This is a genomic window from Burkholderia sp. AU33803, from assembly GCF_002223095.1.
GTDB lineage: Bacteria > Pseudomonadota > Gammaproteobacteria > Burkholderiales > Burkholderiaceae > Burkholderia.
In genome coordinates this window covers 132,002-150,243 of sequence record NZ_NKFJ01000009.1, presented here as the reverse complement: position 1 = coordinate 150,243, position 18,242 = coordinate 132,002, and the positions used below count along the sequence as shown (strand labels likewise).

At 67.7% G+C, this 18,242-nt stretch carries 16 protein-coding genes; 2 read left to right on the top strand and 14 right to left on the bottom strand.

The genetic code is table 11. The features are described from left to right. Positions 1–83 precede the first annotated feature (83 nt). From speB to xylA, 14 genes are all read right to left on the bottom strand, one after another. Entirely contained in the window at positions 84–1,058 is a 975-nt protein-coding gene (speB, locus tag CFB41_RS35320; RefSeq protein ID WP_089459881.1) for an agmatinase, read from the bottom strand. A gap of 45 nt (positions 1,059–1,103) precedes the next feature. Then, positions 1,104–2,693, bottom strand: coding sequence for a gamma-glutamyltransferase family protein (locus CFB41_RS35315; RefSeq protein ID WP_089460127.1), 1,590 nt, complete (start codon positions 2,691–2,693; stop codon positions 1,104–1,106). 14 nt (positions 2,694–2,707) lie between these two features. Continuing rightward, a complete protein-coding gene (locus CFB41_RS35310) occupies positions 2,708–4,078 on the bottom strand; it encodes an aspartate aminotransferase family protein (RefSeq protein WP_039371201.1) in 1,371 nt (456 codons plus the stop codon). A 79-nt stretch (positions 4,079–4,157) separates the two neighbouring features. Next, a complete protein-coding gene (locus CFB41_RS35305; RefSeq protein WP_089459880.1) occupies positions 4,158–4,922 on the bottom strand; it encodes an ABC transporter ATP-binding protein in 765 nt (254 codons plus the stop codon). Beyond that, positions 4,919–5,659, bottom strand: coding sequence for an ABC transporter permease (locus tag CFB41_RS35300; RefSeq protein WP_089459879.1), 741 nt, complete (start codon positions 5,657–5,659; stop codon positions 4,919–4,921). Before CFB41_RS35300 ends, CFB41_RS35305 begins: the two co-directional genes overlap by 4 nt. Continuing rightward, on the bottom strand, positions 5,656–6,354 hold the full coding sequence (locus CFB41_RS35295; protein ID WP_089459878.1) for an ABC transporter permease: 699 nt from the start codon (positions 6,352–6,354) through the stop codon (positions 5,656–5,658). The genes CFB41_RS35300 and CFB41_RS35295 overlap by 4 nt, the downstream gene beginning before the upstream one ends. 85 nt (positions 6,355–6,439) lie before the next feature. Continuing rightward, positions 6,440–7,225: an ABC transporter substrate-binding protein gene (locus tag CFB41_RS35290; RefSeq protein ID WP_046546481.1), complete on the bottom strand. Its 786-nt coding sequence runs from the start codon at positions 7,223–7,225 to the stop codon at positions 6,440–6,442. A gap of 141 nt (positions 7,226–7,366) precedes the next feature. Further along, complete coding sequence (locus CFB41_RS35285) at positions 7,367–8,044, bottom strand: GntR family transcriptional regulator (protein WP_089459877.1); 678 nt, start codon at positions 8,042–8,044, stop codon at positions 7,367–7,369. 352 nt (positions 8,045–8,396) lie between these two features. Beyond that, entirely contained in the window at positions 8,397–8,714 is a 318-nt protein-coding gene (locus CFB41_RS35280; RefSeq protein ID WP_089459876.1) for a hypothetical protein, read from the bottom strand. A 37-nt stretch (positions 8,715–8,751) separates the two neighbouring features. Next, positions 8,752–9,963: a sugar ABC transporter permease gene (locus tag CFB41_RS35275; protein ID WP_089459875.1), complete on the bottom strand. Its 1,212-nt coding sequence runs from the start codon at positions 9,961–9,963 to the stop codon at positions 8,752–8,754. Beyond that, positions 9,960–11,519, bottom strand: coding sequence for a D-xylose ABC transporter ATP-binding protein (gene xylG / locus CFB41_RS35270; protein WP_089459874.1), 1,560 nt, complete (start codon positions 11,517–11,519; stop codon positions 9,960–9,962). Before xylG ends, CFB41_RS35275 begins: the two co-directional genes overlap by 4 nt. 61 nt (positions 11,520–11,580) lie before the next feature. Continuing rightward, a complete protein-coding gene (gene xylF / locus CFB41_RS35265; protein WP_089443869.1) occupies positions 11,581–12,609 on the bottom strand; it encodes a D-xylose ABC transporter substrate-binding protein in 1,029 nt (342 codons plus the stop codon). Positions 12,610–12,734: 125 nt separating this feature from the next. Further along, complete coding sequence (xylB, locus tag CFB41_RS35260) at positions 12,735–14,213, bottom strand: xylulokinase (RefSeq protein ID WP_089459873.1); 1,479 nt, start codon at positions 14,211–14,213, stop codon at positions 12,735–12,737. Positions 14,214–14,217: 4 nt separating this feature from the next. After that, positions 14,218–15,540, bottom strand: a complete 1,323-nt coding sequence (gene xylA, locus CFB41_RS35255) for a xylose isomerase (RefSeq protein WP_089459872.1) — start codon at positions 15,538–15,540, stop codon at positions 14,218–14,220. Between the two features lie 266 nt (positions 15,541–15,806). On the opposite strand from xylA, the gene CFB41_RS35245 reads away from it, so the two are divergent. Both CFB41_RS35245 and CFB41_RS35240 read left to right on the top strand, forming a co-directional pair. Further along, on the top strand, positions 15,807–17,006 hold the full coding sequence (locus tag CFB41_RS35245; RefSeq protein ID WP_089459871.1) for a DNA-binding transcriptional regulator: 1,200 nt from the start codon (positions 15,807–15,809) through the stop codon (positions 17,004–17,006). 28 nt (positions 17,007–17,034) lie between these two features. Continuing rightward, on the top strand, positions 17,035–18,123 hold the full coding sequence (locus tag CFB41_RS35240) for an aldose epimerase family protein (protein WP_089459870.1): 1,089 nt from the start codon (positions 17,035–17,037) through the stop codon (positions 18,121–18,123). Positions 18,124–18,242 lie beyond the last annotated feature (119 nt).

Below are 18,242 nucleotides of genomic sequence, written 5' to 3'. Positions count from 1 at the left end.
GACGTGCTTCAGACGTCATTCGTCATTTAATTTGGATAACGAATTGATGAAGACGATACGAAGCGCCCGCGCGTCCCGCGGTTCTACCTATGCCGTGCCGCGCGAGCGCGGTGCCTGAACAGGCAGATCAGCTCGCTCGCCACGTGCGCGGCGACGAGCGCGGTCATGTCCGCATGATCGTAGGCGGGTGCGACCTCGACCACGTCCGCGCCGACCAGGTCGACCGACGTGATCCCGCGGATGATCGACAGCGCCTGCGCGCTCGACAGGCCGCCCGGCACGGGCGTGCCGGTGCCGGGCGCGAACGCCGGATCGAGCCCGTCGACGTCGAAGGTGAAATAAGTCGGCCGCGCGCCGACGATCTCGACGATGCGCGCGATGGTCGCGTTCACGCCGTGCTCATGCACCCAGGCCGCATCGAGCACCGACACGCCCATGAAATCGTCGTTCCACGTCCGGATGCCGACCTGCACCGAGTGGGCGGGATCGATCAGCCCGTCCTTGATCGCCATGTAGAACATCGACCCGTGATTGAGGCTGTCCGGCCGATCGTCGGGCCAGGTATCGCAGTGCGCATCGAAATGGATCAGCGACAGCGGCCGGCCGTACTTTTCCGCATGGGCCACGAGCAGCGGATAACTGATGTAGTGATCGCCGCCGAGCGTCAGCATCCGGGCACCGGCATCGAGAATCGTGCGCGCATGCGTGACGATCGTCTCCCTGACGGTCGACGGATTGTGCACGTCGAGCCAGCAGTCGCCGTAGTCGATCACTGCATAGTCGTCGAACGGATTGATCCCCCACGGATACGGCAGCAGCACGCCGAGCTGACTGCTCGCCGCACGGATCGCGCGCGGGCCGAGCCGCGCGCCCGGACGGTTGGTCGTCGCGATATCGAGCGGCACACCGGTCACCGCGAGATCGACGCCGGCCAGTTCCTTCGTATACAGGCGCCGCATGAACGACACCACGCCGGCATAGGTGTTCTCCTTCGACGAACCATAGGGCGATTCGCGGCGGATCGCGCCGTCTCCACGTAGGACAGATTGCTTCTGCATGATGCGTCACCCCTTTTTCGTGTGCCGATAACGCGCACGCCGGTGTCAGATGCCCAGCGCGCAGCCGTCCTTGCGATGGTCGGACGCGCCGATCAGCGTGCCGGCCTCCCAGTCGATCCGGATCGCCTGCGCGCCGCCGATCGCCCAGCTCGGCGCGACGAGGTTGAAGCCGCGACGCGCGAGCGCTTCGCGCGCCGCCGCGGGCATCGTGCATTCGACTTCGACCTGATCGGTGCCCGGCCGCGGAAAGATGCGCGGCAGGTCGATCGCCGTTTGCAGGTCCAGGCCGTAGTCGAGCACCTTCGACAGGAAGTGCGCATGCCCCATCGCCTGATAGTGGCCGCCCATCACGCCGAACGTGATCTGCACCTTGCCGTCGCGGGTCACCATGCCGGGAATGATCGTGTGCATCGGCCTCGCGTGCGGTGCGATCGCGTTCGGGTGGCCTGCTTCGAGCGTGAAGCTCTGGCCGCGGTTGTGCAGCATCACGCCCGTTTGCGCGGACATGATGCCGCTGCCGAACGGATGAAACAGCGAGTTGATGAAGCTCGCGCAGTTGCGATCCTTGTCGACCACGCAGATGTAGACCGTGTCCTTGTGCTCCACCGGCGCCGCGACCGGCGCGCCGATCGCGTGCAGCGCCGCGATGCGCGTACGCAGCGATTCGACGGAGGCCTCCGACAACAGCGTATCGACGTCCATCGGCCGCCGGCGCGGATCCGCCAACAACACGTCGCGCAGCGCATACGCGACGCGCGCGGCATCGATCTCGCGGTGCAGGCGCTCGGCGCCGAGCGGATCGTCGTTCGCATCGAAGCCTTCGAGCAGCTTCAGCATCAGCAGCGCGATGACGCCCTGCCCGTTCGGCGGACACTCGTGCACGTCGTAGCCGCGAAAGCGCGCGGTGATCGGCGTCACGTATTCGCCACGGAACGCCGCGAAGTCGTCCATCGTATGGAGGCCGCCCATGCTGCGCAGGCGCGCCACGATGTCCTCCGCGACCCCGCCTTCGTAGAACACGCGCGGGCCCGCTTGCGCGATCGCCTCGAGGGTGCGCGCAAGCAGCGGCTGCCGATGCACGCTGCCTGCCCGTGGTGCGTGGCCGGCAACCAGCATCTGCGCGCGGCTCGTGGCGTCCAGCGACAGCAGTTGCGCCTGATGCGCCCAGTCCGCCGCCGCGCGCGGCGCGACCGCATAGCCGTCGCGCGCGAACCGGATCGCCGGCGCAAGCAATGCGGAAAGCGGCAGCGAGCCGTGGTCGCGCGCGAGCGTTGCCCATGCGTCGACCGCGCCGGGCACCGTGACCGCGTGCGGCGAGTGGCGCTCGATCGACGTGACGCCGAGCGCGCTCAGCCGCTCGACGCTGGCGGCGGCCGGCGCCCAGCCCGACCCGTTGAAGCCGACGATGTCGTCGCCGCCGCCGCGCGAATAGAGCGCGAAGCAGTCGCCGCCGATGCCGGTCGAGCCGGGCTCGACGACGCATTGCACCGCGCACGCGGCAATCGCGGCGTCCATCGCGTTGCCGCCCGCTTCCAGGATCCGGACGGCAGCCAGCGTCGACGCGGGATGCGACGTCGCGGCCATCGCGCCGGTCGACATCACGAGCGAGCGGCCCGGTTGTTCGAAATTCCTCATGGTGCGCTCCCGATTCAGCGTGCGGCCAGCGACCGGCGCCACGCGAGCGTGTCGTCGAGCGCCCGTTTCGACGCATCGAACAACTGGTCGATTTCGTCGTGCGTGATGATCAACGGCGGGCAGAAATTGAACGCGTCACCGAGCGCGCGCGTGATCACGCCGTACGCCAGCGCCCGCTCGCCGGCATGGGCGGCCACGCCTTCGGACGGCGGGAACGGCGTTTTCGTCGCCTTGTCGGCGACCAGTTCGACCGCCGCGAGCAACCCGGCCCCGCGCGCCTCGCCCACGAGCGGATGTTCGGCGAGATCGGCCACGCGCTGCTGGAAGTGCGGGATCACGCTGCGCACGTGGTCGAGCACGCCGTCTTCGTCGTAGATGCGCAGCGTCTCGAGCGCGACGGCCGCGCAAACCGGATGGCCGCTGTACGTGAAGCCGTGGCCGAAGGTGCCGATCTTTTCGCTTTCGGCTACGAGAGCGCGATAGATCGCATCGTTGACCATCAGCGCCGAGATCGGCAGGTAGCCGGCCGACAACTGCTTGGCGACGACGATCATGTCGGGCTGCATGCCGAAGGTTTCCGAGCCGAACATGTTGCCGGTCCGTCCGAACCCGCAGATGACCTCGTCGGCCACGAGCAGGATGTCGTACCGCTTCAGCACGCGCTGGATCTTCTCCATATAGGTGGCCGGCGGGACGATCACGCCACCCGACGCCATGATCGGCTCGGCAAAGAACGCGGCGATCGTGTCGGGCCCTTCACGCAGGATCAGTTGCTCGAGCGACTCGGCGCAGCGCGTCGCGAACTGCTCCTCCGATTCGCCCGGCAGCGCATGACGATAGTAGTGCGGGCAGTCCGTATGCAGGATGCGATCGATCGGCAGGTCGAAGTCGCGATGGTTGTTCGGCAGGCCGGTCAGGCTCGCGGACGCGATCGTCACGCCGTGGTACGCCCTCGTGCGTGCGATGATCTTTTTCTTCAGCGGCCGCCCGAGCGCGTTGTTGTAATACCAGATCAGCTTCATCGCCGTGTCGTTGGCTTCGGAACCCGAGTTCGCGAAGAACACTTTCGACATCGGCACGGGCGCCATCGCGATCAGTTTCTCGGCCAGCAGGATCGACGGTTCGGACGACTTATGACCGAACGCGTGATAAAACGGCAGCTTGCGCATTTGCCGGTCCGCCGCGTCGGCGAGCCGCGATTCGCTGAACCCCAGCGACGCGCAGAACAGGCCGCTCAGCGCTTCGATATAACGGTTGCCTTCCGTGTCGTACACGTAGACGCCCTCGCCGCGCTCGATCACCATCGGCCCGACATCGCGATGGCGGCTCAGGTTCGTGTACGGATGAAGGACGTGATCGATGTCGTTCTGCTTCAGAGTGTGCATGAGTACCTTCCTGGTTTCGTCTCTTCCATGGTCGTGTCTTGCGTGTACGGCACCGGCCCGAACCGGCCGCCGGTCACCGCTACTTGAGCCCGCCGGACAGGAACTTCTGCAACCGTCCGCTTTTCGGCGTCTTCAACAGGTCGCGCGGATGGCCTTCCTCCTCCACGATGCCCTCGTGCAGGAACATCACGTGGTTCGACACTTCGCGCGCGAAGCCCATCTCGTGCGTGACGACGATCATCGTGCGGCCTTCGCGCGCGAGATCGCGCATCACCTTGAGCACGTCGCCGACCAGTTCCGGATCGAGCGCCGACGTCGGTTCGTCGAACAACAGCGCGTCGGGCTCCATCGCGAGCGCGCGGGCGATCGCGACACGCTGCTGCTGGCCGCCGGACAGGTGCGCCGGATACGCATCGGCGAAACGCGTCATGCCCACCTGCTCGAGATAGCGCTCCGCCCGCTCGCGCGCCTCCGCGCGGCCGAGCTTCAGTACGTGCAGCGGCGCCTCGACGACGTTCTGCAGCACCGTCATGTGCGCCCACAGATTGAAATGCTGGAACACCATCGCGAGCCGCGTGCGCATCCGGCGCAACTGGACGGGATCCGAGATCCTGATCCGGCCGCGGCGGTCGACCGACGTCCTCACCTCGCCGCCGCCGAGCGAGACGCGGCCCGACGAAGGCGATTCCAGAAAATTGATGCATCGAAGCAGCGTGCTCTTGCCCGATCCCGACGACCCGATCACGCTGATCACGTCGCCCGGGTGGGCGGCCAGCGAGACGCCTTTCAGCACCTCGTTGTCGCCGTAGCGCTTGTGAAGATTTTCGACGGACAGTGCATTCATGTGGCGTGGCTCCGCGATGGGGCGAGCGTGGAAAGCGGCAGCGGCCGCAAGTGAACGAGCAGGCGGCGCTCGGTTGCGCGGATCAGCAGCGCGACGAGCCCGGTCAACGCGAAATAGACGGTGCCGACGGAAATGAACGCCTCGAACGGTGCGTAGTAGTTCGCGTAGAAGTCTCGCGCCGCGCCCGTCAGGTCGATCAGCGTGATCGCGCTGACGAGCGACGTACCGTGCAGCATCAGGATGACTTCGTTGCTGTAGGCAGGCAGGAAGCGGCGCAGCGCCGACGGCAACACGATGCGGCGCCAGGCGGTCGCACGCGACATCCCGTATGCCTGCGCCGCTTCGATTTCGCCGTACGCGGTCGCGCGGATCGCACCGGCCAGGATCTCGACGGTGTACGCACAGGTGTTCGCCGTCAGCGCGATCATCGCGCAGCCGAACGGGTCGCGCAGCAGCAACAGCAGCGGATTGCCGCGCTGCCACGCGTCCTGCACCCACTGGAACTGGCCGAAGCCGTAATAGACGATCATCAGTTGCGCGAGCAGAGGCGTGCCGCGCATGAACCACGTATAGGCCGCCACCGGCCCGTGCACGAAACGGTTCGGCGACACGCGCAACACTGCCAGCGGAATCGCGAGCAGCAACCCGAGGGCGAGCGAACCCACGGTCAGCTGCACCGTGACCCACAGCCCGCCGGCGTACGCGCCCAGCAGCGAGATCCATTGTTCATGGCTCATCCGTGCAGCCTCCCCTCGCGCATGCCGCGGTTCAGCCGGACGCGGGCGCGCGCCATGCACGCCGTCGATCCCGACGTCACCAGCAGATACACCGCGCAGGCGGCAAGATAGAACGTCATCGGCGCCTGGGTCGTGCGGCCGGCCTGGTCCGAGATGAACATCACGTCGTGCAGGCCGATCAACGACGCGATCGCCGTGGTCTTGAGCAGCACCAGCCAGTTGTTCAAGGCGGCGGGCAACGCGAGCCGCGCCATCTGCGGCAACAGGATGCGGCGAAACGCGAGCCAGCCCGAGAATCCGTATGCGCGCGCCGCCTCCATCTGGCCGCGCGGCACACCGAGGATCGCGCCACGGAACGTCTCCGTGTAGTACGCGCCGAATATGAAACCGATCGTCAGCACCGCGGTGGCGAACGCGTCGACGTCGGGCGCATGCAGGCCGAACACGGCCGACAGCCGGTTCAGCACGATCTGGCCGCCGTAGAACACCAGCAGCATCATCACGAACTCCGGCACGCCGCGAATCAGCGTGGTGTACGCGGTGGCGGCCGACACCAGCACGCGCGAGCCCGACAGCTTGGCCATCGCGCCCGCCATGCCGATGCACACGGCGAGCGCGGCGGACAGCACGGCGAGCACGATCGTCATCTGGGCGCCGCGCAACAGGGCCGGCAGGTATTGCTGCAACTCGGACATGACGCTCCTTTCCCGCGCGCTGGCGGTTCGTTCCGGCCGCACCGGCGCATACCCGCACGCCGGCGCGATGCCGATCGGCGGACGATCAGTAGATGTCGAAATCGAAGTACTTCTTCTCGATGGACTGATACACGCCGTTCGCGCGAATGGCCGTGATCGCCTGGTTCAGTTGCTGCCGGAGATCGTCGTCGGTCTTGCGCACCGGAATGCCGTAACCCTCGCCCAGCAGCGTCTTCTGCTCGGGCGTCGTCCCGACGATCGGCGTGCCGACGAACTTGAAGTTGGCGCCTTCCGGTTTCGTCAGGAACGCGGAATAGGCGGCGGTCGCGTCCTGCAACGCGGCATCGATGCGGCCCGAGCGCAGATCGAGATAGACCTCGTCCTGGGTCGGGTAGCGCACCAGCTGCACGCCGTTCTGCACCCAGTACGCGCTCGCGTACTTGTCGGCCAGCGTGCCGCGCTGGACGCCGACGCGCTTGCCCTTGAGTTCCGCCGGCGTCGCGTCCTTGATCGGGCTGTTTTTCGCGACGACCAGCCGGCGCGGCGTGTTGTAGTACTTGTCGGTGAATGCGACCTTCTGCTTGCGCTCGGCGGTGATCGCGACCGACGCGACGATCGCGTCGACCTTGTCGGCCATCAGCGCGGGCAGCAAGCCGTCCCAGCCGATCTGCACCAGCGTGCAGTTCGCGTGCATCTGCGCGCACAGCGCATGGATGACGTCGATGTCGAAGCCCACCGGCGTGCCGTCGGGCTGCATCGACGAAAACGGCGGGTACGCGCCCTCATAGCCGATCCGGATGTCCTTCCACTCTTTCGCGTGGGCCTGCGCGGCCGCCAGCAGGACGGCGACGAGCAGCAGGAATCTCATCATGGGTCGCTTCATATCGACACTCCGTAACGTGTTTCGTGGGAAATGACTGCGTAATCGTGTTGCAGGTGTTTTGTCCGACAATTCGTTCGGATCACTGATCGATAGGCGCGAGGCGACAGCCATCGCCTCGTGCTGTTTCCGTCAGTGCCCGCCCGTCATCCAGTCGCGCACGGCCGGGACGGTCGCTTCGATGTGCTCGCGCACCGCGGCCTCGAGCGCGGCAGGATCGCCGCCCCGGATCGCGTCGACGAGCCCCATGTGGTCGTCGCGCGACGTCTTCGGCTTGTAGGCCCGCTCGAGCCACAGACGCATGTGCGGTTCCACCACCGTGTGCAGCCCGGCAATCTGCGTGATCAGGCGCTGGCGCCCGCACAGCTGACACAGATACTCGTGAAAGCTGCGATGCGCGGTCACCCACTGCTGGCCGTCCGGTTCGGCGCGCTCCATCACGTCGATCAGGCGCGTCAGTTCGTCGAGATGCCGTGGCGTGATGTTCGGCAGCGCCATGCGCGCCGCCAGCCCTTCGAGTACGCCGCGCATGCCGAACACCACCTCCATCTCGTCGACGTCGAGCCCCCGCACGATCGCGCCGCGATTCGGACGGATCGCGACCAGCCCTTCGCTGGCGAGCCGACGGAACGCTTCCCTCACCGGCATGCGGCTCGTATTGATCTCGGCGGCGATGTCCTCGGGAATCAGGCGATCGCCGGCCTTGTAGGTCCCCATCCGGATACGGTAAAGCACGTGTGCGTAGGCCTCTTCCTCGGCCGTGGCGGGAAATTGCGAATGCAGCGGCGGTGTACGTGCGTCCATGTTCATGCAATGACCTCCTTCGCGGAACGTCGGCATCGTCGCGAAGTGCCCGCACACCGATGGCGCGTGGCAGGCTCGCGAACGTCCGTTCGATCTCGAATGAAAGGCTTGTGTAATAGTGGATATTTGTATCTACGGCTGCACTATACGACGCCAGAAATAATGTCGAATATGGGTTAACCCTTGGTATCGGCGAGGCACCGACGCGCCGTCACCCGCCAACAAAAACGCCCGACGCCGGGAATCCGACGTCGGGCGTATCAACCCATTGCAGCGTGCGCCTCGATTCGCCGCGTTGAGCACACGGCATGTGCGGCGCTTTTCGCGCCTGCGGCCGGCGCAGCGGCCGCGTCGCCAGTCAGCGCGCGTCCGCGGGCATGGCAGCGCGCTTCGCCACCCCGTCCCGCTCGATCCGCTCGACGATGCGAGCGAGCCGAATGATGTCGGTCAGCGCGAAATCGGCCGCATCGGGCCGCGGCCGGCCGCACTGGTCGGCCATGCGCATCGCGAACGCGAGCGCTTCGGCACGCTCGCGCAGCAGCGCGCGCAATGCATCCGCGATCACCTGCCGGTCGCGCGGGTCAGCCAGGCGCAGCACGGAACCGTCGTCCGGCATCGCGAACGGCCCGGCCGCCAGCACGGCCACATCGGGCACGCGCATCGTGTTTCGTTCCACGGTCTTCCTCTTTGTCGACTCGCGACCGACCGGCGCCTTACCGTCGGTTGGACCGCGACACCACGTCGATCCACACCGCCAGCACCAGCACGGCGCCCTTGACGATCATCTGCCAGTACGCGTCGACGTCCAGCATCGACATGCCGTTGTCGAGGCTCGCCATCACGAGCGCGCCGATCAGCGCGCCGTAGACGGTGCCCGACCCGCCGCGCATCGACGTGCCGCCGATGAAGCACGCGGCGATCGCATCGAGTTCGCCCATCGTGCCCGCGGACGGCGACCCGGCCGCCAGCCGCGCCGTGTTCACCAGCCCGGCAAACGCACACATCAGCCCCATCAGCGCGAAGATCGCGAGCTTCACGCGGTCGGTATCGACGCCCGACAGCCGCGTCGCCTCCAGGTTGGAACCGACGGCGTAGATGCGCCGGCCGAACACGGTCTGCGTCGCGATCCACGAGAACACGCCGAGCAGCACGAGCAGCAGCAGCACGGGCACCGGGATACCGCCGTAACGGTCGAGCGTCGCGACGAACGCGAACAGCACGGCGCCCGCGCCGACGATCTTCGCGACGTCCTGCCACCGCGGCGCGACCGCGAGCCGGTAGCGCCGCCGCGTCGCGCGCTGCCGCACCACCAGCAGCAACACGAGCGCGAACAGCAGGATCGCGAGGCCGTCCCCCGCGAGGCGCGGCAGATAGCCCTGCCCGATGAACACGAAGCCGTCCGACACCGGCGCGATCGTCGAGCCGCCGGTCACGCCGAGCAGGATCCCGCGAAACGCGAGCATCCCGCCCAGCCCGACGATGAACGACGGCACGCGCCGATAGGTCGACCACCAGCCGTTGAACAGCCCGATCAGCACGCCGAGCGCGAGCACGGCCGGGATCGTCGCCGCGACCGGCCAGTGACGGTTGACGTCGAGGATCGCGGCGACGCCGCCGAGCAGCCCGAGCAGCGAGCCGACCGACAGGTCGATCTCGCCCGCGATGATGACGAACACCATCCCGCACGCGAGCATGCCGGTGATCGACATCTGCCGCAGCAGGTTCGAGACGTTGCGCGGTGTGACGAACGCGCCGTCCGTCAGCACCGAGAAGAACGTCCAGATCACGACGACCGCCAGCAGCAGCGCGAGCAGCTTGTAGCGCGCGAAGATCTGGCGAAGCGGCAGCCGCGCCGGGCGGCCGGCGGAACGCTGCGCGTCGGCATCCGGCGTCGCCGGGGTCGAGGAAGAAAGTTCGGAATTCATGTCGCGCTCATTGCAGTGGGTTCGGTGGACAGCCGCGCGGGCTTCAGCGCGGCGCCGAGTATCTGTTCCTGCGTGAGGCCGTCGTTGACGAAATCGCCGCGCAGCTCGCCTTCGCCGATCACCAGCACGCGATCGGCCAGCCCGAGCACCTCGGGCAGCTCCGACGACACGACGATCAGCGCGACGCCGCGCTTCGCCAGCGCGAAGATCAGCCGGTAGATCTCCACCTTCGCGCCCACGTCGACGCCGCGCGTCGGCTCGTCGAGGATCAGCACCTGCGGCTCGGCCAGCAGCATCTTGGCGAGCACCGCTTTCTGCTGGTTGCCGCCCGACAGGCTCGCGATCGGCAGGAACGGATGCGCGGCGCGCACCGACAGCCGCTGCATCTCGGTGCGGATCGCATCGAGTTCGGCGGCCGCGTCGATCCGCCCGCGCGCCGCGAAGCGCCGCAACACCGCCAGCGTGATGTTGTGGCCCACGCCGAGCTGCGGCACGATGCCGTGGCGCTTGCGGTCCTCGGGCACCATCGCGATCCCGGCACGGATCGCGTCGGCCGGCGAGCGGATCGACAACACCCGGCCGTTCATCAGCACGGTCGCCGTGCACGCGCCCGGATACGCGCCGAAGATCGCCTGCATCAGCTCGGTGCGGCCCGCGCCCACGAGCCCGGCGACGCCGAGGATCTCGCCGCGCCGCACGCTGAACGACACGTCGTCGACCCGCTTGCGGCGCGCGTTCGTCACGTCGCGACAGGTCACGTTGCGCGCTTCCAGCACGACCTCGCCGATCGCGTGCGGCTCGCGCGGATACAGGTCGCGGATCTCGCGGCCGACCATCATCGCGATGATGCGGTCGGTGGTGAGCGCGTGCATCGGCTCGGTCGCGACATGACGGCCGTCGCGGATCACGGTGACCGTATCGCAAACGGCCGCGACCTCGTCGAGCTTGTGCGAGATGTACACGCACGCGACGCCGCGCCGCTTCAGGTCGCGCACGATGTCGAGCAGGATGCGCGTTTCGGCGGCGCTCAGCGACGACGACGGTTCGTCGAGAATCAGCAGCTTCGCGTCCTTGTTCAATGCCTTCGCGATCTCGATCAGCTGCTGGTGGCCGCCGCCGTAGTTCATCACCGGCTGCGCGACGTTGATCGAGTCGATCCGCAATTCGCGCAGCAGTTCCTCGGCGCGCCGGACCATCGCGGCGAAGTGCATGCGCCCGCCCGGCAGCGTGATCTCGTTGCCGAGGAAGATGTTCTCGGCCACCGACAGTTCGGGCACGAGCATCAGCTCCTGGTGGATGATCACGATGCCCGCCCGCTCCGTGTCGCGCACGCCGGATGCGGCGAGCGGCGCGCCTTCCCAGCGGATGTCGCCGTCCCACGTGCCATGCGGATAGACACCCGACAGCACTTTCATCAGCGTCGACTTGCCCGCGCCGTTCTCGCCGCACAGCCCGACGCATTCGCCGGGCCGCACGGTGAGGTCGATGCCGTCGAGCGCTTTCACGCCGTCGAAGGTCTTGACGATGCCGCGCATCGTCAGCAAGGGTTCCGTCATTCGTTCATTGCCTCGCAGGATGCGCGCGGGCGCGCCGGTAAGCCGCCCGCGCGTCGCGCCGTTACTGGCTCGCCAGCTGCGCCTGGGTATAGAAGCCGTCCTTCACGACGACGTCGACGTTGCGCTTGGTCAGCAGCGTCGGCTGCAGCAGCACGGTGTCGACCTTCTTCCTGCCGTTGTCGTATTGCGCGTTGAACGCGGGCTTCGTGCCCTTCGCGAGATCCACGGCCAGCTTGGCCGCTTCGCTCGCGATCAGCTTGAGCGGCTTGTAGACGGTCATCGTCTGCGTGCCGGCGATCACGCGCTTGACCGCCGCGAGATCCGCGTCCTGCCCGGATACCGGCACCTTGCCGGCCAGATGCTGCGCCGCGAGCGCCTGGATCGCGCCGCCGGCCGTGCCGTCGTTCGACGCGACGATCGCATCGATCTTGTTGTTGTTCGCGGTCAGCGCATCCTCGGTGATCCGCAGCGCGGTCGACGCGCTCCATTCGGGCACCCACTGCTGGCCGACCACCTTGATGTCGCCGCGATCGATCGCGGGCTTCAGCACCTTCAGTTGTCCTTCGCGCAGCATCTTCGCGTTGTTGTCGGTCGGTGCGCCACCGAGCAGGAAGTAGTTGCCCTTCGGCTTCGCGTCGTAGACGCCTTGCGCCTGCAGCTCGCCGACCTTCTCGTTGTCGAACGAGATGTACGCATCGACGTCCGCGTCGAGGATCAGCCGGTCGTACGACACGACCTTGATGCCGGCCTTCTTCGCTTCGGCGACGACGTTGCCGAGCGTCTTCGAGTTGAACGGCACGATCACGATCACGTCGACGCCGCGCGAGATCAGGTTCTCGATCTGCGAAATCTGCCGCTCCTCGCTCGCGTCGGCCGACTGCACCGACACCTTCGCGCCGAGCTTCGTCGCGGCCGCGACGAAATAGTCGCGATCGCGCGACCAGCGCTCGACGCGCAGGTCGTCGATGCAGAAGCCGATTTCAGGTTTGTCCTTGCTCGCATGCGCGAGCGGTGCGCCCAGCGCGAACAGCGCCAGCGCAGCGGCGCCGGCAAGCGAACTCAATACGGTACGACGCGTCACGGTTTTCATGTCTCCAGACTCCTTGTTATGGAACCACCTCACGAACCGCGGGAGGTCGCCGGAATGCGCCGCCCGCATCGAGTCACTGCAAAGCACGGCATCGTGCGACGCGCATCGCATCAGCGATCCGCCCGTCAAGCGCCCGTCGCAAACACCGGTTCGAGCGCACGGTAAAGCGCGCGAAACGTCGGCCGCCGCACGTCGCGATACCACGCGTGGCGCGCCATGTCCGGCTCGCGCACCGCGACGACCGGCGGCTGCGGGCACACGTCGTCGAGCCGCGCATCCGGTTCGAGCGCGAGATGCGCGAGGCGCGCGGCGCCCAGCGCCGGCCCCACTTCGCCGCCCGCGCGCAAGGTCAGCGCACGGCCGCTCAGGTCGGCAAGCATCTGCGTCCAGTACGCGCTGCGCGAGCCGCCGCCGATCACCGTGATGCTGTCGGGTGCGAGCCCGGCCGCATGCAACGCATCGATGCCGTCGAGCAGCGCGAAACCGACGCCTTCGAGCGTCGCGTTCGCGAGATCCGCACGCTGCGTGTCGGGCGTGAGCCCATAAAACACGCCCTTCGCATTCACGTCGTTGTGCGGCGTACGCTCGCCGCTCAGGTAAGGCAGGAACCACGGGCGGCTCGCGCGCGCATGCGTCTCGGCGTCGTCGAGCAGCGCCGCGACGCCGTCGTAGCCGGCCAGTTGCGCGGTGAAGTCGACGCAGCCTGCCGCGTTCAGCATCACGGACATCAGATGCCACGTCTGCGGCAGCGCGTGACAGAAGCTGTGCACCGCCGATTCGGGATTCGCGCGGAACCCGTCGGACACCGCGAAATAGACGCCCGACGTGCCCAGCGACAGCAGCGCATCGCCGGGCCGCACGATGCCGACGCCTACCGCGCCGGCCGCGTTGTCGCCGCCGCCGGCCACCACCGGGATCTCGCGCAGGCCGAGCGCCCGTGCGACGGCCGGCAGCAGCGTGCCGGTGACGCGATTGCCTTCGAACACGGCCGGCATCTGCGCGCGCGACAGCCCGCAGGCAGCCAGCAGCGTGTCGTCGTAGTCGCGCTTCGCGACGTCGAGCCACAGCGTGCCGGCGGCATCCGACGGGTCGGTCGCGAATGCGCCGGTCAGCCGGTAGCGCAGGTAGTCCTTCGGCAGCAGCACGTGGGCGATGCGTGCGAACACGTCAGGTTCGTGACGGCGCACCCACAGCAGCTTCGGCGCGGTGAAGCCCGGCATCGCGATGTTGCCGGCCACCGCGCGCAGCGTGGGCGCGAGTTGTTCGAGTTCCGCGCACTCGGCGTCCGCGCGACCGTCGTTCCACAGGATCGCGGGGCGCAACACCTCACCGTGCGCATCGAGCAGCGTCGCGCCGTGCATCTGGCCGGTCAGGCCGAGTGCGTCGATGTCGCGCGGCTCGATACCCGCCGTGCGTGCATCCGAGACGAGTGCGGCCAGCACGCCGCCCGCGGCATCCCACCAGTCGCGCGGGGCCTGCTCGGACCAGCGCGGTTGCGGCCGGCTCACCACGAGCGGGCGGCTCGCACTCGCGCGCACCGCACCGTCGCGGTCGAGCAGCACCGCCTTCACGCCCGACGTGCCGAGATCGAGTCCGATGTACATGGCGTCAGCGCAGCCCGTAGATCGCCTGGTTCACGATGTTCTCGCAGCGCTCCTGCGCGCCGCTCACGTGCTGCGGGTTCACGCCGCGCGCAAGCGCATCGGCCGCGAGCGACTCCAGCGTATAGTCGCCCGCCAGGATCTTGCGGCCGAACGCGTCGTCCCACTGCGCATAGCGTTGCCGGCGCAGCGCGTCGAGGCGGTCGTTCTCGACCAGCACCGCCGCGCGTTCGAGCGCGAGCGCGAGCACGTCGATCGCGCCGACGTGGCCATGGAACAGGTCTTCCGGATCGATGCTCTGGCGGCGCACCTTCGCGTCGAAGTTCATCCCGCCGGTCGTGAAGCCGCCGTGACGCAGGATTTCGTAGAACGCGAGCGTCAGCTCCTCGACGCTGTTCGGGAACTGGTCGGTGTCCCAGCCGTTCTGCGGATCGCCGCGGTTCGCATCGACGCTGCCGAACACGCCGAGCGCGAACGCATTCGCGATCTCGTGATGAAACGAGTGGCCGGCGAGCGTCGCGTGGTTCGCCTCGATGTTCACGCGGATTTCGTTCTGCAATCCGTACTGCACAAGGAAGCCATGCACGGTCGCGACGTCGTAGTCGTACTGGTGCTTGGTCGGCTCCTGCGGCTTCGGCTCGATCAGCAGCGCACCCTTGAAGCCGATCCGGTGCTTGTGCTCGACGACCATCGACAGGAAGCGGGCAAACTGGTCGCGCTCGCGCTTCAGGTCCGTATTGAGCAGCGTCTCGTACCCTTCCCGCCCGCCCCACAGCACGTAGTTCTCGCCGCCGAGCCGGTGCGTCGCGTCGAGCGCATGGCACACCTGGGTCGCGGCCCACGCGAACACGTCGGGGTTAGGGTTCGTCGCGGCGCCGGCCGCGAAGCGCGGGTGCGAGAACAGGTTCGCGGTGCCCCACAGGAGCCGCACGCCGCTCGCCTGCTGCCGCTCGCCGAGATAGTCGACCATCCGCGCGAAATTCGCCGCATATTCCCGCAGGCTGTCGCCTTCCGGCGCGACGTCGGTGTCATGGAACGTATAGAAAGGCGTGCCGAGCTTCGTGAAGAATTCGAATGCCGCATCGGCCTTCAGCCGCGCCCGCTCGAGCGCGTCGCCCGGCTGCTGCCACGGCCGCTGGAACGCGCCCTGCCCGAAGATGTCGTGGCCCGGCCACACGAACGTGTGCCAATAGCAGACGGCGATCCGCAAATGCTCGGCGAGCGTCTTGCCCAGCACGCGCCGCTCGGGGTCGTAATGGTGGTACGCGAGCGGATTGTCCGACTGCGGGCCTTCGTAGCGAATCGCGGGAATGTGTTCGAAATACGACATGGCGTCTCCGTGCTGGGTCTTGTTGCAGCGCAACGTGCGTCGGGGTGGCGCACGCGGCCGAATTCGGTAGGCTGGATCGTGCCCGCGCCCCTGCCGGGCGGCAATTGCGAAATTGCGCAGCACGCTTAATGTTTCTTGCCAGCCGCTGCGCGCGGCGCGCGTTCCGCCCTACAATCGCCAAACACCAGACACCGCGCGCCGCCGACCCGGGCGCGCCCCGGAGACAACGGCACCGCGCCCCTCGACGCAGGTGCCCCGAGATCGAGATGACACGCGTCCCTTCCGCCCAGACACCGCATCGCATCGCGCTGCTGTTCAACGCGAACAAGGTCTACGACCGCGAGATCATCAGCGGCATCGGCCAGTACCTGCACACGACGCGCGTCGTGTGGGACCTGTTCCTCGAAGACGACTTCCGCTGCCGGCTCACCGGCATCGAGCGCTTCGACGGCGACGGCATCATCGCGGACTTCGACGACCCGGCCGTCGCCGACGCACTCGCGGGCTCGCCGCTGCCGGTCGTCGCGGTCGGCTCGTCGTACGAGGATCCGGCCCAGTATCCCGACGATGTCCCATATATTGCGACGGACAACCCGAAGCTCGTGTCGCTCGCCTATACGCACCTGATCGGCGCAGGGCTCGCGCACTTCGCGATGTACAGCCTGCCGATCGCGCAGGAGAACCGGTGGGCGCAGCAGCGCGAGCTCGCGTTCGACCGGCTCGCGCGCGCGGACGGGCTCGATGCGCCGATCTACCGCGGGCTGTCGACGAGCGCATCGGGCTGGAATCACGCGATCGAACAGCTGATCGACTGGCTGCATGCGCTGCCGAAGCCCGTCGGCGTGATCGCCGTGACCGATGCGCGTGCGCGGCACCTGCTGCAGGCCTGCCTGATCGCCGGCATCGCGGTGCCGGAACAGGTGGCGATCATCGGCATCGACAACGATCCGCTCACGCGCACGCTGACGCGCATTCCGCTGTCGTCGGTAATCCAGGGCACCGAGGAAATGGGCCGCACCGCCGCGCACCTGCTGCACCGGATGCTGCGCGGCGCGCGTTTTCCCGGGCAGCGCATTCTCGTGCCGCCGGTCGGCATCAACGTGCTCGAGTCGACCCGCCACCAGCCGCTGGCGAGCCCGCACGTGATGCGCGCGCGGCATTTCATTCGCCAGTACGCGTGCCAGGGGATCAAGACCGAACAGGTTGCCGACTATGTCGGCGTGTCGCGTTCGCTGCTCGAGGAGCACTTCCGGCGCGAACTGCAGCGCACCGTCCACCAGGAAATCCTGCGCCACAAGCTCGAAGCCGCGCAGGCGCTGCTCGCCGGCCGGCAGGCGTCGAGCGCAGAAGTCGCGATCCGTTGCGGGTTCACGTCGCTTCAATACATGTACGCGGTGTTCCGGCGCGAACTCGGCTGCACCCCGCGCGAATATCAGGAACGCGCGGCCGCCTCAGCCTCCTGCTGACGGCCGCCGCCCATCTGAGCTCTCCCCCATGCACATCGATACCGATTCTTCCTCCCTGACGCACGGCGCGGCGCGCGTGCATGCCGAACCGTGGGGCACGCTGCCCGACGGCGAGCCCGTTCGACGCTACACGCTGCGCAACGCGCACGGGATGCGCGTGGGCATCAGCGACCTCGGCGCGACCGTCGTGTCGTGGCTCGCGCCCGATCGCACGGGGCGCTTCGCCGATATCGTGCTCGCGCACGACACGCCGGCCGAGTACCTCGAATCCGGCGCCTACCTCGGCGCGACGGTCGGCCGCTGGGCGAACCGGATCGCCGGTGCGCGCTTCGAACTCGACGGCATCGGCTACCCGCTCGACCGCAACGAGAACGGCAACCTGCTGCACGGCGGCGCGAATGGCTTTCATCGCGCGCGCTGGGACGTGATCGACGACTGCGGCGGGCTCACGCTTCGACTCGACTCGCCGGAAGGCGACGGGGGCTTTCCCGGCAACGTGACCGTGCAGGTTCGCTACACGCTCGACGACGACGGCACCCTGACGATCGACTATACGGGGCGCACCGATGCGCCGACGCCGCTGAACCTGACGAATCACAGCTACTTCAACCTGAGCGGGCGCGCGGGCAGCGACGTGCGCGGCCATCTGCTGCAGATCGACGCCGACGCGTTCCTCGAAGTGGACGAGGCGCTGATCCCGACCGGCACGGCCGCCGTGACGGGTACCGCGTTCGATTTCCGGCACAGCGCGCCGATCGGCGCGCGCCTCGACTGGCCGAACGCGCAACTGGCTCGCGCGCGCGGCTTCGATCATTGCTTCGTGCTGGGCGACGGCGCGCACGAGGGCCGGCCCGTCGCCCGCGTCTATGACCCGGAAAGCGGCCGCGAGCTGATCGTGTCGACCGATCAGCGCGGCCTGCAACTCTATACGGGCAACTATCTCGATGGCCTGCGCGTAAGCGGCGGCACACGTTGCACGCCACACGCGGCGCTGTGCCTGGAGGCGGGCGGCTTTCCGAACCAGGTGAACATGGCCGGTTTGAGCGGCGACGTGATCCTTTATCCGGACGCGGTCTATCGACAGACCACGCGATATCGGGTGGCCGTTCACGCATAGCGGGCGCGGGCGGACGAGCGACGAGCCGGCTCCCGAAGCCGATAGACCGCATTGAAAATCCGCCCGATCGCATCGCCTGACACATCGCGCCCCGGCGGGGCAAAAACTGCACCCGGCGG